The organism is Nocardiopsis sp. CA-288880, assembly GCF_050955985.1.
GTDB classification, from domain to species: Bacteria; Actinomycetota; Actinomycetes; order Streptosporangiales; family Streptosporangiaceae; genus Nocardiopsis; species Nocardiopsis tropica.
Window position 1 is genome coordinate 1,615,086 of the sequence record NZ_CP192105.1, and the last position, 19,180, is coordinate 1,634,265.

Sequence of the window (19,180 nt, forward strand, 5' to 3'; positions counted from 1 at the left end):
GCTCGGTGACCGACAGGGAGGCGGGTGGCCGGGTGGGTCCCCTCGTGCGGGTGGCCGTGATCGGTGCGGGCGCGGCGGTGCTGTCCGCGGCCGCCGTCGGCGGCGGGCTGTGGCTGTCCGGGAACGACCCGGACGTCCCCGAGAGCGGTGACGTGCACGCCGCGGCGACCGGCTGCGACGCCGTCACCGGCGAACTCCTCGCGGAGCGCCTGCCCGGGGCGGTCGCGCAGCCCCGGGAGCAGGGCCCCCTGGAGGGCGGCGACAACCTCGTGTGCGCGTGGTCCTCGCCCGGGGCCCCCGGCGGCGACGGGGGAGCACTGCGCGTCGACGTGTCGGCGCTCTTCACCGACGCCACGGGGGAGGAACCGGTGACCGGGGCCGACCGTGCCGCGGAGGCGTACACGGCACTGCTGCCCGTGCGCGCCGAGGAGGTGGACCTGCCGACGGGCGAGGGCGCGGTGTGGCACGGGCAGGTGCCCGGCACCGCCGAACTCGCCTTCCACAGCGACAACCTGTTCGTGCGCGTGTCCTACGCGGGCCTGGCCGGGCAGGAGCCGGTCGACCCCGAGGAGGCGGCCGACCTGGCCGCCGAGTTCGCCGGACGGATCGGGGAGTCCCTGTGAGCCCGCAGTACCCCGCCCAGCCCCCGTACGGCCCTCCTCCCGAGGTGGTGCCGTCTGCGCAGCCGCAGAGCAGGGGCTGCGCGACGGCGGGAGTGGTCGCCGCCGGCCTGGCCCTGCTCCTGCTCGCGGCCGGCGCGATCTGGTACGTCGTCACGCGGGACTCCCCGGAGACGGGCGAGTACGAGTCGGCCCCCGAGTGCGCCGCCGTCGCGACGGAGACGCTGGACGCGCTGGTGCCGGGGCACGAACTGGAGCTGGAGGAGCCGGTCGGCGGCCCGGAGGACCCGGCCGGGTCCGGGTGGCAGTGCCGCTGGGCGACCCCGCAGGGCCCGGGAGAGGCGGTCCCGGCCACGGCGATGCTGGTGATGGTGGCCGCCCCCAACCCGGGCGGGGTGACGACCGCCGCCGACAACCTGCGCGCGACCACGGAACAGCACGACACCGCCGGGCTGGACGGTGTCGGCGAGGAGGCGGTGCGCTGGACCCGCGGGGAGCCGTTCACGGTCGGCTGCGTGGGGACGCGGGTCTCCAACCTGTACCTGGAGTCCTGCTACAGCGTGGCGTCCGGCTACGACGCGACCGGGCCGGCCGACGAGGAGCGTATCGTCGCCGACGCGGAGGAGCTCGCCCTGGCCGTGGTCGGGGCCCTCCCGGAGTCGATCCCCGAGTGACGGACCGGCGCCCCCCCCCGGGCGCCCCCGAAAGCCGGGAACCCTACCAGGCAGTGTCGAGGAACTCCTCCAGCGCCGGGGCGACCCCCTCGGCGAAGGGTCTGTCCGAGTCCAGGACGGCCGCTCCGGGCTCGTCCTCGAAGGCCCGGAGGATGTGGTCGGTACCGGGCAGGTCCACGCGTTCGGCGCCGTCCAGACCCGTCATGAGCCGGTCCACGTCCTCCCGCGAGACCTGGGCGTCGTCCTCCCCCCACAGGACCAGGACCGGTGTGCCCCCGGGCAGGCCGCGACCGAGTTCGACGGGGTCGAGGCCGTCCATGAACGAGAGGAAGTCGGCGTTCCACGGCGTGTAGACGCCGAGCTGGTCGCTCTCCCGCGACGTGAGGTCGCGTCCTCCCCTGACCGCGGCCCGCCCGGCGCGCATGTCGGAGAGGAGCTGCACGGCCTCCGCCTCCTCGATCTGGCCCGCCCCCTCCGCCAGGCGGACCTGCTCGGTGACCTGGCGGTCGACGAGGTCCAGGTAGCGCGTGCCCGGAGGGGCGGCCAGCACCAGCGCGGGCGAGGGGCGCCCGGAGCCGATGAGCTCGTGGGCGCGCAGGGCGTAGAGGGCGCCCTCGCTGTGGCCGACGACGACCACGCGCCCCGGGTCCACCTCGGGCTGCGCGACGAGCTCCTCGTACGCCGCCACGACCTGCCGGTCGAAGACCTCGGGGTCCACCGGGGCGATCGTCCGGACGCCCCCGGGGCCGGTCTCCTCCCCGGTCTGCGGATCCGGGCCGCTGCCGAACTTGTCGTAGCGCAGCGAGGCCACACCGGCTTCGGCGAGTACGCGGGAGAGGTTGCGGTTGGTGTCGGCGTCGGGCCGCGCGGGCGCGTTGCCGTCGCGGTCGGTGGGACCGCTGCCGGAGATGATGAGTGCGCCGGGGACCCTCCCGGACGCGTCGTGCGGTGTGCGGAAGCTCGCGGACACCTCGTGCCCGCCGCCCTCGAAGGCGAGTTCGCGCTCGACCCCGCCGGCACCGGGGGGCTCGGCGCCGCCGGTGTCGGCCGGGGAGCAGGCGGCGGCGGACAGCAGGACTGCGAGGGCACCGCCGACCAGTGCGGCGCGCGGCCGGGCGGAGGGGGAGGAGAGTGGTGTGGACACGGTTCCAGCCTAGCGGCCCCGCCCTGCGGGCCCCCGTCGTCCACAGGCCGGCCCGCGACCGTGCGCGGGCCGGCCTGTGCCCGGGGGTCCGGGAACGTGCCGAGGATCCCGCGACCGTGCGCGGGCCGGGCGGCCCCGGCCGGTCCGGCCGCCCGCGCACGGCACGGCGCCCCCGGGCCGTCGCGGGACGGCGCCGGAGGCGCGGGGCGGTGGGGCCGGGGTCAGACGCGTCGCATGACCGCGACGACCTTGCCCAGGACGGTGGCGGCGTCCCCGTTGATCGGCTCGTAGGCATCGTTGCGCGGCATCAGCCAGACGTGGCCGTCCTCCTCGCGGCGCAGGACCTTGACGGTCGCCTCGTCGTCCAGCAGGGCCGCCACGATGTCACCGTTGTTGGCGTCCTGCTGCTGGCGGACCACGACCAGGTCGCCGTCGGTGATGGCGGCGTCGATCATCGAGTCGCCGACCACGGTGAGCATGAACAGGCGTCCCTCCCCGACCAGCTGGCGGGGCAGCGCGAGCACGTCCTCCACCGACTCCTCGGCCAGGATGGGCCCGCCGGCGGCGATGCGGCCGACCAGGGGCACGGCCGCGGCGCGCGAGGGGTCGATGTCCTCGGGGGTCACGGTCTGGCCGGAGGAGCGGCCGGGCGAGCGCAGCTCCACCGCCCGGGGCCTGTTCTGGTCCCGGTGCAGGTAGCCCTTGCGCTGGAGGACCTTGAGCTGGTGCGCCACGCTGGAAGGGCTGGAGAGGCCGACCGCTTCCCCGATTTCCCTTATGGACGGGGGGAAGCCCCGCTCGCGCACATACCGCTGGATGCAGTTCAGGACGCTCTGCTGTCGGGCGGTGAGTTTGGGGGCTTCGGGCGTGGATCCCTCCGTGTTCCCCACTGCGGTGAGAACGGCGGTGGAATCTGCGGTTCCGGGATTCTCCTCCGGCACGGCCGGGCCTCCTCGGCATTCGGTTCGGTCAGGGCCTGATTGCGTGACTGGCCACCACCGGTCCGCAACCGCGCCGACCTGGGGTCCGCGTGATGGCGAAACCAGCGTGAAATCACAGTCAACATTAGACGTTGCGCACGGTGATATCAAACAAGCGTTCGATGGTTCGGGCCATTGTCCCGCGTGTTTTCGCGGTCAATTTCCGGCCTCTACCGACGTGTGTACACGTGTTCACGTGGTGTTGTCCCCGGAATGCGCGAACACGTCTCCCCGAGGGCGGTTCCGGGGGATGTGGGACTGGTCTCCCGGATCCCGGGGGTGACGCCGGAACTCCCTCGTGGGACGTGCTTCCGGGCGCGGCGGGCCGCCGGTCGCAGCGGGCGCCGGGGGCCTCCGCCGCTATTCTTGTCGACGGAGCCGGGCGCCCCCGGGGCGGCCCGGCGTCCCCATGCCGTCCCCTCCGTCCGCCGCGGGTCCCGTCGCGTGCCCGCGCGCGGGCACGCGGGCCGACCGGGTCGCCGCTGTGCCACTTGGCCGCGTCGCGTGCCCGCGTGCGGGACACGCGGGCCGCGGAGTTGCGGGCCACCCCTCGCTGCGCCTAAGTTCGACCACAACATCTGGTGCTCTCGAGGGATGGATTGCCCAGGAGTTGTGGTTTAGTAGAGATACAGGGTGTCGATTCGGTGAGGGAAGCAGGTGAACCAGGATGCACTGTCCGTTCTGCCGCCATCCGGACACCAGGGTGATCGACAGCAGGTCCACCGACGACGGCGCGGCCATCAGGCGCCGCCGGTCCTGCCCGGTGTGCGAGCGCAGGTTCACCACGCAGGAGACCGTCCTGCTGATGGTCGCCAAGCGCTCCGGGGTCACCGAGCCCTTCAGCCGTACCAAGATCATCGCCGGTGTGCGCCGGGCCTGCCAGGGCCGCCCCGTCTCCGAGGACGCGCTCGCCAAGCTCGGCCAGCAGGTCGAGGAGGAGATCCGCGGACGCGGCGTCGCCGAGGTGCCGGCCCACGAGATCGGCCTGGCCATCCTCGGCCCGATGCGTGACCTGGACGAGGTGGCCTACCTGCACTTCGCCAGCGTCTACCGCGGTTTCGAGAGCCTCGCCGACTTCGAGGCCGAGATCGCCAGCCTGAGGCAGGACCGGGAGGACGGCGACGGCGCGGCCGGCCCCCTCCCCGAGAGCAGCACCACCAGCGGGTAGCGCCCCCGCGGCCGGGAGAGGGCCGCGGGCGGGGCGCCGCAGGGGCTGGCCGGACACCGCGGGACACGTCCTCCCGTGACCGGCCGTCCCGTATTCCAAGGACGCCGTGCACGGTTGGGCAGGCCGTGCCCACGAGGTAGGGGGAGAATCCACGATGACGGAAACCGCCAGCGGTTCGACGGGACGCAAGGGCAAGGGGAGCCGCAAGGGCCTGAAGATCAAGCGAATCTTCACGACCCCCGGGACGCACCCGTACGACTCCCTGGAGTGGGAGCGCCGCGACGTCGTCATGACCAACTGGCGTGACGGCACGGTCAACTTCGAGCAGCGCGGCGTGGAGTTCCCCGCCTCCTGGTCCATGAACGCCACCCAGATCGTGGCGAGCAAGTACTTCCGCGGAGCCGTCGGCACCCCCGAGCGCGAGTGGAGCCTCAAGCAGCTCATCGACCGCGTCGTCGGCGTCTACACCGCGACCGGCGTCGAGAACGGCTACTTCGCCGGCGACGAGGACGCGGAGATCTTCGACCACGAGCTCAAGCACGCCCTCGCCAACCAGCTGTTCAGCTTCAACTCGCCGGTGTGGTTCAACGTCGGGACGGCCTCGGCGCAGCAGGTCAGCGCGTGCTTCATCCTCTCCGTCGACGACACCATGGAGTCGATCCTCGACTGGTACAAGGAAGAGGGGATCATCTTCAAGGGCGGGTCCGGCGCGGGTGTGAACCTCTCCCGCATCCGCTCCAGCAAGGAGCTGCTGTCCTCGGGCGGCACGGCCTCCGGACCCGTGTCCTTCATGCGCGGGGCCGACGCCTCGGCCGGGACCATCAAGTCCGGCGGAGCCACCCGCCGGGCCGCCAAGATGGTCGTCCTGGACGTCGACCACCCCGACATCGAGGAGTTCGTCGAGACCAAGGCCCGCGAGGAGCACAAGATCCGCGCCCTGCGCGACGCCGGCTTCGACGTGGACCTGGGCGGCGCCGACATGTTCAGCGTCCAGTACCAGAACGCCAACAACTCCGTCCGCGTCTCCGACGCGTTCATGCGCGCCGTCGACACCGGGTCGGAGTTCGGCCTCACCTCCCGCACCACCGGCGAGGTCGTCGCCACCGTGGACGCCAAGGACCTCTTCACCCGGATGGCCAGGGCCGCCTGGGAGTGCGCCGACCCCGGCATCCAGTACGACGGCACCATCCAGGACTGGCACACCAACCCCGAGACCGGGCGGATCAGCGCCAGCAACCCGTGCAGCGAGTACCTGTCCCTGGACGACTCGTCCTGCAACCTGGCCTCGATCAACCTGCTGAAGTTCCTGCGCGAGGACGACACCTTCGACGTCGAGGGCTTCACCAGGCTCACCGAGCTGGTCATCACGGCGATGGACATCTCCATCACCTTCGCCGACTTCCCGACCGAGAAGATCGGTGAGACGACCCGCTCCTACCGCCAGCTCGGCATCGGCTACGCCAACCTGGGCGCCCTCCTCATGGCCACCGGCCACGCCTACGACTCCGACGGCGGCCGCGCCGTCGCCGCCGCCGTCACCTCGCTGATGACCGGCACCGCCTACCGCCGCAGCGCGGAGCTGGCCGGGGTGGTCGGCCCCTACGACGGCTACAAGCGCAACGAGCAGGCCCACAAGCGCGTCATGCGCAAGCACGCCGCCGCCAACGACGACCTGCGCACGGTGACCTCCCTGGAGGAGCCCGTCCACGCCGCGGCCACCCGCGAGTGGGCCGAGTGCCTCAGGGTCGGGGAGCGCAACGGCTGGCGCAACGCCCAGGCGAGCCTGCTCGCGCCCACCGGCACCATCGGCTTCATGATGGACTGCGACACCACCGGCATCGAGCCCGACTTCTCGCTGGTCAAGTTCAAGAAGCTGGTCGGCGGCGGTTCGATGCAGATCGTCAACCAGGCCATCCCGCGCGCGCTCGCGAACCTGGGCTACCAGGACGAGCAGGCCGAGGCGATCGTCGAGTACGTCGCCGGCAACGGCCACGTCGTGGACGCCCCCTCCCTGCGCCCCGAGCACTACGAGGTGTTCGACTGCGCGATGGGCCGCCGCTACATCAAGCCCATGGGCCACGTGCGGATGATGGCCGCCGTGCAGCCGTTCCTGTCCGGCGCGATCTCCAAGACGGTGAACGTGCCGGAGGACGCCACGGTCGAGGACTTCGAGCACATCTACTTCCAGGGCTGGAAGCTGGGCCTGAAGGCGCTCGCCGTCTACCGCGACAACTGCAAGGTCGGCCAGCCGCTGTCGACGGGCGCGTCGGAGGAGAAGGAGGAGGCGGAGCCCGAGGTGCGGACCGTCGAGGTGGCCCGCCCGGTCCGCCGCCGCCTGCCCAAGAAGCGTCCGAGCGAGACCACCTCGTTCTCCGTCGGCGGCGCCGAGGGGTACATCACGGCGGGCTCCTACCCGGACGACGGCCTGGGCGAGGTGTTCATGAAGCTCGGCAAGCAGGGTTCGACCCTGGCCGGGGTCATGGACGCGTTCTCCATCGCGATCTCCATCGCCCTCCAGTACGGGGTGCCGCTGGAGACCTACGTGGACAAGTTCACCAACATGCGGTTCGACCCGGCGGGCATGACCGACGACCCGGACATCCGCATGGCCCAGTCGGTGGTGGACTACATCTTCCGCCGCCTGGCCCTGGACCACCTGCCCTACGAGGAGCGCGCGGCCCTGGGCGTCCTGTCGGCCTCCGAGCGCCAGGCGCAGCTCGCGGGCGAGGACCCGGCCCAGGTCGCCGCCCAGGTGGAGTCCTACGCCCAGTCCGCCGCCACCCACGGGGCGGAGGCGCCCGGGACCCCGGCCGCGCCCGCTCCGCAGGCGTCCCCGGCGGAGCCCGCCGAGGTGCACTCCACGGCGGACCTGCTGGCCGGCCAGGGGTTCGTCGCCGACGCGCCGCTGTGCGTCACCTGCGGCACCAGGATGCGGCCCTCCGGCAGCTGCTACGCCTGCGAGGGCTGCGGCTCCACCAGCGGCTGCAGCTGATCGGACGACGGCCCCGACCGGGGCCGGGACACGCCCGCCGGGGGCGGGGGCCGCACGGCCCCCGCCCCCGCGGCGATTCCGGAGGGGCCCGCCCGTCGGCAGCCGGGGCCTCAGCCGCGGTCGCGGTCGCCCGCGGCGACGGCGACCGCCGCGGTGGCGGCGGTCACGCCGAGCACGGCGGGCCACGAGCCGACCTTTTTGGCCAGCGGGTGCGCCAGGCCGAACGCTCCCGCGTACACCGCGGTGAGCGCGACCGCCGTGCCCACGCCGGACCGGCGGCGCCACGTCTCGAACGCCGCGGCGCCGAAACCGGCCAGCACCGCCCCGCCCAGCGGCCGGCTGCCGGTGGCGCGGGCCACCGAGTACCCGCCGACCAGACCCGCGGTGGTGAGAACGGCGCTGGGTACTGCTGGCATCGTGCTTCCTTCCCTCGTGCCGGCCTGAGCCGGCGCGGTGCGTGCGGGACCGACGCTATCCCCGCGCCCGGGGGCGCGCCACGCGGCGCGCATGCGTCGGGGGAGGGGCACGGCGGTGACCTGGGAGGTGACAGGAGAGCCCGCCTGTCACACTCCGGACACGAGGGCTGGGTTTCGGGCATAGCTCATGACAGGGTTGATGCTGTCCCCTAACGCCTCGCAGCGCACAGAACCGGTCCCGACCTGGAACCGGACCGCGGTACGCGGCGTCGAAGCGGATAGTTCCCGACCCCCGACCAAGGAGTTCCCGCCTATGTCGTTCGCGCAGACCGTGCGCGGCGCGGCCGGCGCCGTCGCCCAAGGGGGCGATCCGCGCCAGGCCGTGTCCGACGCGCTCCACCAGGCCTCCTCGCAGGCCACCGAGGGCAGCGGCCTCGACCCCCGCGACTTCGTCGCCGCCCGAGAACAGGGCGACTCCGTGGGCACCCGGATCGAGCAGAAGAGCACCTCGCTCAACAACGCGGGCGAGGCGCTCAACCGCAGCTACTACGAGCGCGGCAGCGGCGGCCCGGTCCACGTCATCTGCACGATGGTGATCCCCAAGGGCCGCACCCTCGTGACGATGCTCCCCGCGATCCTGCTCCTCGTCCTGGGAGTCATCGGCGCCTTCACCGTGCTCCTCCCGCAGGCCATCGCCGGCGGCAACCCGCTGATCAACCCGTTCTTCGGCCTCCACTACTGGATCATCACCCTCGCTATCGCCGCGTTCATGTGGTGGCGCCAGGGCATGGTGATGGTGCCGGAGGGCTGCGAGGCGATCGTCACCCGGTTCGGCAAGATGGAGAACATCTACCAGCCCGGCCGGGTCACGCTCCTCAACCCGTGGAAGCGCGTCTCCTACATCGTCAACACCACCCGGGAGTACCCCTTCAACGCGCCGATCCGCTCGGCCCCCACCAAGAGCGGCGTGCAGGCCTCCATCGACCTGTTCGTGCAGTTCAGGATCAAGAACGCGACCGACTTCGTCTACACGCTGGGCGGGGTGAACGGCTTCCAGGAGAAGCTCAACAACGCGATCAGCGAGACCACCCGGAGCCTCGTCTACGAGCAGGAGGCCTCGGCGATCTACGACATGGTCGGCGACAACACGCAGAGCCTCGTGGAGCAGCTCAACCGGCAGTTCAGCGGGATCGTCGAGCTGACCAGCGCCAACATCACCCACGCCGAGCCCTCCAACCAGGAGTACCGGATGGACCTGGCGGCGCCGGAGATGGTCCGCGTGGCCAAGGACGCCTACACGTTCGAGTACGAGCTCCAGCTGCGCAAGGAGCAGAACGAGGGCGACCTGAACAAGGAGCTCGCGACCCTCAACGAGACCCTCTCCGCGATCCAGGCCGACATCGCGCAGTACCAGGCGCAGATGGACACCGCGCTGGAGCGGGAGACCAACAGGGCGCGGGCCACCGCCCGCCAGCGCTTCGTCGAGGCCGAGTCCGAGGCCAACGCCAACGCCGCGCTCCTCCAGGCGCAGGCCCTGGACATCCGCGCGGTCAGCGCGGCCGAGGCCCCCGAGATCCTCAACTACCGCTTCCGGGAGAACCTCCTGGACAAGCTGGAGTCGGTCGCCGACAGCCTCCCGCAGGTCCTGCGGATCGGCTCGGGCGACGCCGCCAGCGTCGACTACCTGCGCATCGCGCAGGAGATCATCGGCCAGGCCGACACCGCCCTGTTCTCCCAGGAGGACATGGAGGCCATCCGCTCCCGGCTGGGCGACATCCGGGGCCGCATCGGCGAGCGCCAGCAGGAGATCGACTCGCTCCTCGCGGAGGACGGCGACGCCGCGGGCCGGTCGGCCGGGGAGGACCCGGGCGAGGACCTGGTGGAGGAGATCCGCCAGTCCGTCTCCGAGCAGGCCATCGACGAGCGCCTCGCCGAGGCGCCCCGGCAGCCCCGGGGGGACGGGGAGGCGGACGCCTCCGCCGCGCCGTCCGACGCCCCGGCGCCCTCCGGCGGACCGCGCCACAACCCCGAGCACCCGCCCCCGCCCCCGTGGTCGCAGCACGGTCCGCAGGGGTCCGGCCCGAACCAGGGAGGTCAGTAGATGAGCCACTCCGTGAACGCCGGCAGCGGCTCCAGCATCAAGGAGTCCCTCGCCTCCTGGGGCGACCTGGCAGGCCTGCTGCGCGGCGGCGACCAGGGCGCGATCGTCCCGGTCGTCATACCGCGCGACAACCGGGGCCTGCGCTGGACGGTCCTGGTCTGGTTCGGCTTCTTCGCCCTGTGCTCGGCGCTGATGATGACCCTCAACGCCCTCGTCGGCGGGGTCGCGGCCGGGGTCGCCTACAGCGTCCTGTCCGTCCCGACGCTGATCGTCGGCGTGCTCAGCATCGCCGCCGCCGGGCTGTGGTGGTGGCGCGGCTCGATCATCGAGATCGAGGAGGGCACCCACGGCATCCTCACCAGGTACGGCGCGATCGTGCGGCCGATCGGCCCGGGCCGCCACTACCTGTGGCACCCCTGGTCGCGAGTGGACTTCGTGGTGGACACCCGGACGGAGATCCCCTACACGGCTCCGGTCCTGGCCTGCCCCACGCGCGAGAACGTGCCGCTGAAGTCGATCGAGTTCTTCCTCAAGTTCCAGATCACCGACCCGATCCGGTTCGTGACGATCATCGGCGCCAGCAACTTCGACCTGGTCCTGTCCAGCGCGGTGCAGGACGCCATCCGCCAGCGCAGCCGCCAGGTCAACACCGAGTCGGCCTACGACCTGCGCGGCTCCAACGTCGAGGACATGCGCCGCCTCCTCAACGGCCAGCTGGAGAAGTACGGCGTGCGGATCACCGGCTGCAACATCCCCGACGTGCAGCTGCCCAACCAGTACCAGCAGCACCTGGCCACCCGCGAGCGGGTCGCCAAGGAGCTGGTGGCCTACGAGCAGGAGTGGGAGCTGACGCGCAAGCGCCGCATCGACACCCTGCTGATGGACATCGAGCGCTCCAAGAAGACCCGCGACGCGAAGATCGTCGAGGTCAACGCCTCCCTCAACAAGGCGCGCAAGGACGTCGCGCAGATGCTGGAGGAGCAGGTGACCGAGGCCCAGCGGGTGCGCTACGAGATCGAGACGCGCGGCCGGGCCGACCTGGTCGCCGCGGAGAACGAGGCCAAGGCGCAGCAGCGCCTCGCCACCGCCTACCGGGACAACCGGGCCGTGCTGGAGTACGAGCTGGCGCGCCGCCGCCTGGACGTCGGCGCGGTCCTGGCCGAGCGGGCCCCGCGCCCGGTCGTCGTGCAGACCGAGGCGGGCTCCGGTGACGGTTCGGCGCTGTCGACGCTGATCACCGCGCAGCTGCTGCCCCAGGTGCTGAACGGCGCGGGGTCCCCGCGCACGCCGCTGGGCCCGTCGTCGGACGTCGCGCGGGAGGCGATGGAATCGGCCCAGGGGGCGGTCGCCGCCGCGGCGGAGCGCCAGCAGCAGATGGCGGACGAGTACCAGCGCAGGCAGGAGGGCGCGATGCGGCGGCAGTTCGAGAACGGCGAGGGCTACGGCGGCCAGGGCCGCCGGGGCTAGCCCGGTCGTACCGCCGGCCCGGACGGGGATCCCGGGGACGGAGGCGGAAGCAGGGGAGGACCCGCGCCCGGGGCGCGGGTCCTCCTCGTGCGTACGGGGCCGGGGCGGGGGCGCGGCGGCCCGGGTTCAGCCCGCGAGGGTGAGGTCGGCGTAGCCCGCGTCGATGTCGATCCCGTGGCGGGCCGCGATCTCCACCAGATCCTGGATCTCGCCCGCCTGTGCGCTGGCCAGGTCGTCGTCGCCGACGGCGTGCGCCCGGTGCAGCGCGGTGACGGAATCGTGGATGCGCAGGTGAAGGGTGAGCATGAACTCGCGCATGAAGCATCTCCTCAGTGTTGGCGACGCTGCCACGGGAGGAGCCGCGCTCCTCGCCGGGGGGATGCCCCCTGTGTACACGGTGAGGGTGAGAGCAGTGTTGGAACGGCACAGGGAGCGGCAAAGAACGGGGCGGGAACACCTCCGACCGCCGGACGGGGCCGGGCACTCCGGATAGGGGGACGACGGCGCCCCGGGCCCCCGGGAGCCGGGGGCGCCGGGGCGCCGCGGGTGCGGATGGAGCGGGTCAGTGGTCGACCCACACGTACCAGTCGCCGGAGACGTGCTCGTAGATCTTCGACCCCTGGCCGGGGACGAAGACCCCCTCGGGCACCTCGCCCGTGCTGTAGGCCAGTCCGGAGGGGCCGAAGAGCCCCGAGCCCTCGACCGCGAAGTGCGTGATGTCCTCGGAGACCGAGATGCTGCGCAGCGAGTACAGGCCCACCTGCTCGCCGTTGAGGGGGATGGTGGTGGGATCCTCCGCCTCCTGCCGCAGGGCCAGCAGGTCCTCGGAGGACGCCTGGATCCGCGCCTGGAGCGGGAGGTCGGCCGCGGACACACCGATCGCCGCCGCGGCGATCAGGGGCGCGGAGATCCAGCGGAGCCAGTAGTGGCGGATCATCGGCCGGGCGACGGCCAGGGCGATCCCCAGGCGCAGGGCGCCCATCCCGGCGAGCAGGAGCCCGCCCACCAGGCCGACGAGGAACGTCGGCAGGTGCCCGGCCGGGACGCTGTCCTCGAACAGCAGGAGGAGGCCGACCACTCCGCAGGCGGGGATGTAGAGCCGGCCGGGCGGGCGCGAGGCCCAGCTGATCATGCGCTGGCCGAGCGTCGGCGTGCCGGCGATCTCGATCAGTTTGGCCACGGACCCGTCAGGGGTCGGGCCGGGAGCTGCGGCGGACATGGCGTTCTCCCCCACCGAATCCGTGTGGAGACGCGAGCCCGCGGCACGATGGAGAGGGGCCGGGCGGGGCCGCGTCACAGGCGATACGGCCGTCGTAGCGCGGCCTGTCCCACAGGATAGAGCAGTGGCGGCGCGTGTTCGGGGCGGCGCGGGGAATCGGCGGTGGATTTCCTCGGTGTTACCGGGTGTTTGCGGTCGTGTCCCCGGCGCCTCCCGACCGCCTTCGGGGCCAGGACGAGATAGTCCCAGGACCACCGGCCTGCGCTGACCGCCATCAGCAGGCACACCGCTGTGACCAGGGACGTCGTGGCCCATGAGGAGAACGGGGACAGGTCGGGGGAGCCTGCCGCGAGGGTGCCGAGCACCGCCGCCCCGGCGAGCACCGGGCCGGTGAGCCATGTGAGCAGACCCACGGCGAAGGCGAGTGAGAGGGAGACGAGGAGCGCGGGGACGATCTGCGCGCCGAAGGACACCCCGGGCATCCCCGAGGCGGACAGGTGCTCGGCCACCGCCTCCTCCCGCCCCCGCAGCGCGAGGCCGTACTCGGCGAACATCCCTCCGACCCCCACCCGGGTGAGGGCGGCGACGACGTCGTAGAGGCGTCCTCGGGGGATCCGCGGCCGGGGGTACGGCTTGGCGCGCTGCATGTCCATTCCTCCCGGGCGACCCGGTACGGCAGTCCTCACAAGCGGAAACTACCTAAAGTAATCACCCATGACTCGTTGTGACGTACGGCGAGTCGTGCAAAGAACGCCGGAGGCGGTCCGGGCCGCCCCGGCCCCGGAGCCGCACCGCCCCGGGACGGACCCGCCCCGTGCCCGCGCACGCGGGTGGAGTGACGAGCCGGCGTTCGACAACGGGGTCTCCCCGTCGCCCGAGCCCGCGCACGCGGGTGGAGCACACCGGCAGGGAGGACCCGGACCCGCGGGAGGACCCCGAGCCCGCGCACGCGGGCGGGGCGCCGGTCGGCGCGGGAGCGCCGGTTCTCGCGGTGGGGAGGCGCCCGGGAGGGCGTGGCACCGTCAGCGGTCCCGCCGCGGGGAGCGCGTCCCCGGGAGCCCCCGACAGCCCGTGGGACCCCGTGCCCTCCGCGGACGCCGCCGCGCCGACGGCCGCCCTGCCGCTGTCCGCCCCCTCCCGGGAACGGGCACGAGGGGGTCCCCTCCCGTCCTAGGCTGGGAGGGTGCCGACGACTTCCAGGACAGCCACGCCGCCCGCCGCCCCCACGTTCGACGTCGAGAACGAGCTCCGCTCGCTCGGGGCGCGGGTGGTCGCCGGTGTGGACGAGGTGGGCCGGGGCGCCTGGGCCGGGCCCCTCCTCGTCTGCGCCGCCGTCCCGGGCCAGGGGGAACCGCCCGCCGGGCTGACCGACTCCAAGCGCCTCACCCCCAAACGCCGCCGCGAGCTCGCCGAGCAGCTCCGGCCCTGGGTCGCCGACCACGCCTTCGGGTGGTCCGCGCCCGAGGAGATCGACGAGTGCGGCATGACCGAGGCCCTCCATCGGGCCTCCCGCCGGGCCCTGGACGCCCTCGCGCCGCGCCCGGACGCCGTCGTCCTCGACGGCGTCCACGACTTCATCGGCCGTCCCTGGAGGGTCCGCACCCAGGTCAAGGGCGACCTCACCTGCGTCAGCGTCGCCGCCGCCGCGATCCTGGCCAAGGTCTGCCGCGACGACCTCATGGCGGAACTCGCCGCCGACCACCCCGGGTACGGGTTCGAGAGGGCCGCCGGGTACCCCTCGCCCGTGCACCGGGCCGCGCTCGCCGAGTCCGGGCCCACCCCCCACCACCGCATGAGCTGGGCCTACCTGGACGACCTGCCCCGATGGAAGCACCTGCGCCGGATCCGCCCGGCCCCGGGGGGACAGATCCCCCTCCTCTGAGACCGTCCGACCGGGCGGAACCACCCCGCGGCGGGGGCGGCGGGCCCGGCCCGCCGCACACGACACGCCGCCCCGCACTGGACATCCGCCCCACTTGGGGCAAGGCTTTGGCTGTGGACGTCGGTCCCCCCGACGCCGACCGGCCCCTCCCTCCACGGCCAGGAGAGCCGACCGCCCACGGACCCCCACGCAGGAAGGGGCACGGATGACGCGCGAGATGCGCTCCACCGCCGCCGCGGAGCCGGGACGCGCCTCGGGGCTCGACCGCATGCGCGCGCTCTACCACGGCGTGCCCCTCCCCAGGAGGCTCGTGGCGGCGCTGGTCCTCGTCACGGTCGTCGCCGTCACCGCCCTGGTCGCCGGCGTCGCCGTCCTGGGGGCGGTCAGCGCGACCCTCGTCCTGCTGACGGCGTTCGCCGCGCTCATGCGTTCCCTCGACTCCTTCGTCACCGTCCTGGTGTGCGTCGTGTGGCTGGCGGTGACCGTACCCCTCTTCCAGATCCCCCTCACCGGCGAACCCGTCACCCTGCTCGTGCTGCCGCTGCCGCTGCTCGTCGTGCTCGCCGCCGGGCGGGCCAGGGAGTTCCCCGTCTGGCACACCGCCCTGCTCTCCCTCACCGCGGGGCTGATCGGCGGGTTCTCGGTGGCTCTGGCGGGGATGGTCGTCGACCCCTTCTCCGCGTCCTGGGGCATCGTCGCGCTGTACGCCGCCGCGGGCGCGTGCCTGCTCTGGCGCCTCTCCGCCTCCCGCCAGATCACCCGGGAGAGCGAGGCCAACCGGCGCGAGGCGGCCTCGTCCATGCCCGTGTCCCGCTCCGACCGCCCCCGCCGGTCCGACCGGACGGAGCGCAGGGGCCGCCCGCAGCCGCTGCGCGGCCGCTCGGACGCCGGCGCCGGCACGGCCCGGCCGACCGGGGGCGGGGCCCCCGACGACGAGCCGGTCCCCGTCGACCAGGCCCTGGCCGAGCTGGAGGACATGATCGGCCTCGACCCGGTCAAACAGCAGGTGCGCGGCATCGCGGCCTCCATCGAGGCGGCGCGGCTGCGCGCGGACGCCGGGTTCCCCGTCGAGCGCCCGCTGCGCCACCTGGTCTTCTCCGGGCCGCCCGGCACGGGCAAGACCAGCGTCGCCCGCACCCTCGCCACGATCTTCCACTCCTTCGGCCTGCTGCCCACCTCCCGGGTGGTCGAGGCCCAGCGCGCCGACCTGGTGGGGGAGTACCTGGGCGCCACCGCCATCAAGACCAACGAGCTCATCGACCGCTCACTCGGCGGCGTCCTGTTCATCGACGAGGCGTACTCGCTGGTCAACGAGGGGGACGGCCAGTCGGACCGGTTCGGCAACGAGGCGGTGCAGACCCTGCTCAAGAGGGCGGAGGACGACCGCGACCAGCTCGTCGTGGTCCTCGCCGGGTACGAGAAGGAGATGGACGCCTTCCTGGCCTCCAACCCCGGCCTGGCCTCGCGCTTCGCCACCCGGATCAGCTTTCCCAGCTACTCCGCCGACGAGCTGTTCCGCATCGCCGAGTCCCTCGTCCACCAGCGCGGCGACACCCTCGAGGCCGACGCGGCGCGCGCCCTCAGGCGAAGATTCGACCAGGTGGTCCAGCGGGAGGTGGTCGACGACCTGGGCAACGGCCGCTTCGCCCGCTCCGTGGTGGAGAAGGCCGCCCAGGCCCGCGACGTGCGCGTGGTCACCACCGGGGTGGACGGGGACACGCCCGCGCCGCGCCCCGAGGCGGAGGACCTCATCACGGTCCGCGCCGCCGACGTCGAGGCGGCCCATGCCGAGCTGACCTCACGCCTGCCGGGGTTCGGGGCCGCGCCCGGGATCGACGAGGCACTGGCCGAACTGGACGCCATGATCGGGCTGGAACCGGTCAAGCAGCAGGTCCGCTCCATCGTGGCCCAGCTGAGGGTGGCCAAGCTCCGCGAGGAGCAGGGCCTGCTCAACCAGGCGCCCATGCGGCACTTCGTGTTCTCGGGGCCGCCCGGCACGGGCAAGACCACGGTCGCCCGGGTGCTCGGCCGGGTGTTCTCCGCCCTCGGCCTGCTCGGGCGCGCCGACGTGGTCGAGGCCCAGCGGGCGGACCTGGTCGGCGAGCACCTGGGGGCGACCGCCGTCAAGACCAACCGCCTGGTGGACCGCGCCCTGGGAGGGGTGCTGTTCGTGGACGAGGCGTACTCCCTCGTCAACCCCGGCTACAGCGGCGGGGACGCGTTCGGGGCCGAGGCCATCCAGACCCTGCTCAAGCGCGCCGAGGACGACCGCTCGCGGCTCGTGGTGGTGCTCGCCGGCTACCCGGCCGAGATGGAGCGCTTCCTGGCCTCCAACGCCGGCCTCTCCTCCCGCTTCAACGTGCGGGTGCGCTTCCCCTCCTACAGCGCGGACGAGCTCACCGAGATCGCCGAGGCGGTGGCCGCCCGCACCGGCGACACCTTCGACGACACCGCCCGCGAGGACCTGCGCAGCATCTTCGGGCACGTGTGCGGGGCCGGGTGGATCGACGACCTGGGCAACGGGCGCTTCGCGCGCTCCCTGTTCGAGAAGGCGTGCTCCCACCGCGACCTGCGGGTGTCCCAGGAGAGGGGAGAGGACGCCACGGCCGTCGAGCTCACCCTCGTCACGAGCGCGGACGTCCGCAAGGCCTACGCCGAGGCCACCCAGCAGACGTAGGCCGTGCTCCGCGGACCGTTCCGGGCCCGCCGGGAGCACCCGCGGGCCACGCCCCGGCGGCGGACGGGAGGGTTCGGCCCCGCCCCTCCGCCGCGACGCCTCCCCGCCGGACGGCGGGCCGGTGAACCCCTTCGGCCCGCCGCCCGCTCTCCGGACCGGGTCCCCCCACACCCCGCCGGCGACGTGTCCGGCCGGCCCGTGAGGACGGCCTCCGGGCGCTCCGGGGCGCCCGGAGGCGTGGTGCTAGTGTCCGACGCATGACCGCTGCACCCTCATCCTCCGCGTCCCCCGTCACCCAGGCGCTCATCCTCGCCGGTGGGCAGGCCACCCGGCTGCGGCCCTACACCGACACCCGCCCCAAGGCGATGGTGGAGGTGGCCGGACGGCCCATCATCGACTACCAGCTGGAGTGGCTGGCCGGCCACGGCGTCGAGCAGGTCGTGGTGTCCTGCGGATACAAGGCCGAGGTCCTGCGCGAGCACCTCGCCGCGCGCGGGGACGGGCCGGAGGTGACGCTCCTGGTCGAGGACGAGCCGCTGGGACGCGGCGGCGCCCTGCGCTACGCCGCGACCGGCCTGCGCGACCAGGACGCCGCCTACTTCGCGCTCAACGGCGACGTGCTCACGTGGTTCCCGCTGGACGAGCTGGCCGCCCACCACCGGGCCAAGGACGGCCTGGCCACCCTCGCCCTCGCCCAGTTCCGCACGACCTGGGGCATCGTGGACGTGGACGACCAGGACCGGATCGAGGGGTTCACCCAGAGCCCGCTGCTGCCGGTGTGGATCAACGCCGGCGTGTACCTGTTCGAGCCGGGCATCACGCCGCTGCTGCCGGAGAAGGGCGACCACGAGTCCTCGACCTTCCCCGAGCTGGCCGCGGAGGGGCGTCTGACGGCGTACCGGATCGACGGGTTCTGGCGCGGCGTGGACACCGCCAAGGACGTCAAGGAGGCGGGGGAGGAGATCACCGCCATGCGCGGCGGGGAGTGACCCCGCCCGGCGAGCCGGGCACGGGCCGACGGGACACCGGGGCGGGTGGGTATCGTCACGGACGTGACGAATGACGGTTTCATCCTCTCCAGTGTCCCCAACTTCCGCGACCTGGGCGGGCTCCGCACCGCGACCGGGCGTACGGTGCGCCACGGCCTGCTGTACCGCTCCGACGCCCTCCACTCGGTCTCCGAGGAGGAGGTGGCGGTCTACAACGGCCTGGGCATCCGGCAGCTCGTGGACCTGCGCACCCCCCACGAGCGGGAGAGCCTGCCCGACATCACGCCCGAGGGCGCCGCGTACACCGCCGTGTCCGTGCAGAACCCGGAGGCGGCGGGCGCCAACTTCTCCGCCGCGCTCACCGATCCCGAGGTCGCCCGGCGCATGTTCGCCGACGGCGCCGCCGAGCGCTTCATGCACGGCGTCTACCGCGAGCTGGTCACCGACGCCGAGGCGCTCACCGGCTACCGCGACCTGGTCGAACGGGCGGCCAAGGGCCCGACCGCCCTGGTCTTCCACTGCAGCGCGGGCAAGGACCGCACGGGCTGGGGCGCCGCACTGCTGCTCGGCCTGCTGGGGGTGGACCGCGAGACGGTGGTCACAGACTACCTGGCCAGCAACGAGCGCCAGGCGAACACCGACAAGTGGATGCGGCTGCTGGCCGAGAACAGCGGCCTGCCCTGGGAGGAGGTCGTGCCGATGACCCGGGTCCGGGCCGAGTACCTGGACACCTCGTTCCGCCACATCGACGAGGTGTACGGCTCCTTCGACAACTACGTCGTGGACGGCCTCGAGCTGTCCGGCGGCACCGTGGACCTGCTCCGGGAGCGCATGCTCCGGTAGCGCCCTCC

The 19,180-nt window shown here is 73.2% G+C and carries 16 protein-coding genes; 10 read left to right on the forward strand and 6 right to left on the reverse strand.

Features of this window, described 5'->3' with window-relative positions:
• Positions 1–50 precede the first annotated feature (50 nt).
• Together ACQPYD_RS07100 and ACQPYD_RS07105 are read left to right on the forward strand one after the other, a co-directional pair.
• Positions 51–623, forward strand: a complete 573-nt coding sequence (locus tag ACQPYD_RS07100) for a hypothetical protein (protein ID WP_433700280.1) — start codon at positions 51–53, stop codon at positions 621–623.
• Between the two features lie 44 nt (positions 624–667).
• Positions 668–1,294, forward strand: coding sequence for a hypothetical protein (locus ACQPYD_RS07105; protein WP_433701980.1), 627 nt, complete (start codon positions 668–670; stop codon positions 1,292–1,294).
• Between the two features lie 43 nt (positions 1,295–1,337).
• Here ACQPYD_RS07105 and ACQPYD_RS07110 read toward each other — a convergent pair whose 3' ends face one another.
• Positions 1,338–2,438: an alpha/beta hydrolase family protein gene (locus ACQPYD_RS07110; RefSeq protein WP_433700281.1), complete on the reverse strand. Its 1,101-nt coding sequence runs from the start codon at positions 2,436–2,438 to the stop codon at positions 1,338–1,340.
• Between the two features lie 221 nt (positions 2,439–2,659).
• The gene (gene lexA / locus ACQPYD_RS07115) at positions 2,660–3,379 is read right to left on the reverse strand and encodes a transcriptional repressor LexA (RefSeq protein WP_433700282.1); all 720 of its coding nucleotides are present in this window, start codon (positions 3,377–3,379) and stop codon (positions 2,660–2,662) included.
• A gap of 706 nt (positions 3,380–4,085) precedes the next feature.
• Here lexA and nrdR point away from each other — a divergent pair.
• Together nrdR and ACQPYD_RS07125 are read left to right on the forward strand one after the other, a co-directional pair.
• On the forward strand, positions 4,086–4,586 hold the full coding sequence (gene nrdR / locus ACQPYD_RS07120; RefSeq protein ID WP_433700283.1) for a transcriptional regulator NrdR: 501 nt from the start codon (positions 4,086–4,088) through the stop codon (positions 4,584–4,586).
• A gap of 154 nt (positions 4,587–4,740) precedes the next feature.
• A complete protein-coding gene (locus tag ACQPYD_RS07125) occupies positions 4,741–7,578 on the forward strand; it encodes a vitamin B12-dependent ribonucleotide reductase (RefSeq protein ID WP_433700284.1) in 2,838 nt (945 codons plus the stop codon).
• Positions 7,579–7,688: 110 nt separating this feature from the next.
• On the opposite strand, the gene ACQPYD_RS07130 is transcribed toward ACQPYD_RS07125, so the two are convergent.
• On the reverse strand, positions 7,689–7,994 hold the full coding sequence (locus ACQPYD_RS07130) for a hypothetical protein (RefSeq protein WP_433700285.1): 306 nt from the start codon (positions 7,992–7,994) through the stop codon (positions 7,689–7,691).
• Positions 7,995–8,307: 313 nt separating this feature from the next.
• Between ACQPYD_RS07130 and ACQPYD_RS07135 the strand changes: the two genes are divergently transcribed.
• Together ACQPYD_RS07135 and ACQPYD_RS07140 are read left to right on the forward strand one after the other, a co-directional pair.
• The gene (locus ACQPYD_RS07135; RefSeq protein ID WP_433700286.1) at positions 8,308–10,095 is read left to right on the forward strand and encodes an SPFH domain-containing protein; all 1,788 of its coding nucleotides are present in this window, start codon (positions 8,308–8,310) and stop codon (positions 10,093–10,095) included.
• Positions 10,096–11,562, forward strand: a complete 1,467-nt coding sequence (locus tag ACQPYD_RS07140) for an SPFH domain-containing protein (RefSeq protein ID WP_433700287.1) — start codon at positions 10,096–10,098, stop codon at positions 11,560–11,562.
• A 126-nt stretch (positions 11,563–11,688) separates the two neighbouring features.
• On the opposite strand, the gene ACQPYD_RS07145 is transcribed toward ACQPYD_RS07140, so the two are convergent.
• From ACQPYD_RS07145 to ACQPYD_RS07155, 3 genes are all read right to left on the reverse strand, one after another.
• On the reverse strand, positions 11,689–11,880 hold the full coding sequence (locus tag ACQPYD_RS07145) for a hypothetical protein (protein ID WP_433700288.1): 192 nt from the start codon (positions 11,878–11,880) through the stop codon (positions 11,689–11,691).
• Positions 11,881–12,124: 244 nt separating this feature from the next.
• A complete protein-coding gene (locus ACQPYD_RS07150; protein WP_433700289.1) occupies positions 12,125–12,781 on the reverse strand; it encodes a hypothetical protein in 657 nt (218 codons plus the stop codon).
• Positions 12,782–12,855: 74 nt separating this feature from the next.
• On the reverse strand, positions 12,856–13,428 hold the full coding sequence (locus ACQPYD_RS07155) for a DoxX family protein (protein WP_433700290.1): 573 nt from the start codon (positions 13,426–13,428) through the stop codon (positions 12,856–12,858).
• Positions 13,429–13,964: 536 nt separating this feature from the next.
• On the opposite strand from ACQPYD_RS07155, the gene ACQPYD_RS07160 reads away from it, so the two are divergent.
• The 4 genes from ACQPYD_RS07160 to ACQPYD_RS07175 all read left to right on the forward strand — a co-directional run bounded on the left by ACQPYD_RS07160 (position 13,965) and on the right by ACQPYD_RS07175 (position 19,172).
• On the forward strand, positions 13,965–14,663 hold the full coding sequence (locus tag ACQPYD_RS07160; RefSeq protein ID WP_433700291.1) for a ribonuclease HII: 699 nt from the start codon (positions 13,965–13,967) through the stop codon (positions 14,661–14,663).
• 205 nt (positions 14,664–14,868) lie between these two features.
• On the forward strand, positions 14,869–17,340 hold the full coding sequence (locus tag ACQPYD_RS07165) for an AAA family ATPase (protein ID WP_433700292.1): 2,472 nt from the start codon (positions 14,869–14,871) through the stop codon (positions 17,338–17,340).
• A 257-nt stretch (positions 17,341–17,597) separates the two neighbouring features.
• A complete protein-coding gene (locus tag ACQPYD_RS07170; protein WP_433700293.1) occupies positions 17,598–18,329 on the forward strand; it encodes a nucleotidyltransferase family protein in 732 nt (243 codons plus the stop codon).
• Between the two features lie 45 nt (positions 18,330–18,374).
• Positions 18,375–19,172, forward strand: a complete 798-nt coding sequence (locus ACQPYD_RS07175; RefSeq protein ID WP_433700294.1) for a tyrosine-protein phosphatase — start codon at positions 18,375–18,377, stop codon at positions 19,170–19,172.
• The last annotated feature ends 8 nt before the right edge of the window (positions 19,173–19,180 follow it).

Excerpts from the sequence above, each read along its gene's own strand:
- ACQPYD_RS07140 (WP_433700287.1), top strand. The coding sequence starts at position 10,096 with ATGAGCCACTCCGTGAACGCCGGCAGCGGCTCCAGCATCAAGGAGTCC.
- nrdR (WP_433700283.1), top strand. The coding sequence starts at position 4,086 with ATGCACTGTCCGTTCTGCCGCCATCCGGACACCAGGGTGATCGACAGC.
- ACQPYD_RS07135 (WP_433700286.1), top strand. The coding sequence starts at position 8,308 with ATGTCGTTCGCGCAGACCGTGCGCGGCGCGGCCGGCGCCGTCGCCCAA.
- ACQPYD_RS07165 (WP_433700292.1), top strand. The coding sequence starts at position 14,869 with ATGACGCGCGAGATGCGCTCCACCGCCGCCGCGGAGCCGGGACGCGCC.
- ACQPYD_RS07155 (WP_433700290.1), bottom strand. The coding sequence starts at position 13,428 with ATGCAGCGCGCCAAGCCGTACCCCCGGCCGCGGATCCCCCGAGGACGC.
- ACQPYD_RS07170 (WP_433700293.1), top strand. The coding sequence starts at position 17,598 with ATGACCGCTGCACCCTCATCCTCCGCGTCCCCCGTCACCCAGGCGCTC.
- ACQPYD_RS07145 (WP_433700288.1), bottom strand. The coding sequence starts at position 11,880 with ATGCGCGAGTTCATGCTCACCCTTCACCTGCGCATCCACGATTCCGTC.
- ACQPYD_RS07130 (WP_433700285.1), bottom strand. The coding sequence starts at position 7,994 with ATGCCAGCAGTACCCAGCGCCGTTCTCACCACCGCGGGTCTGGTCGGC.
- ACQPYD_RS07150 (WP_433700289.1), bottom strand. The coding sequence starts at position 12,781 with ATGTCCGCCGCAGCTCCCGGCCCGACCCCTGACGGGTCCGTGGCCAAA.
- ACQPYD_RS07125 (WP_433700284.1), top strand. The coding sequence starts at position 4,741 with ATGACGGAAACCGCCAGCGGTTCGACGGGACGCAAGGGCAAGGGGAGC.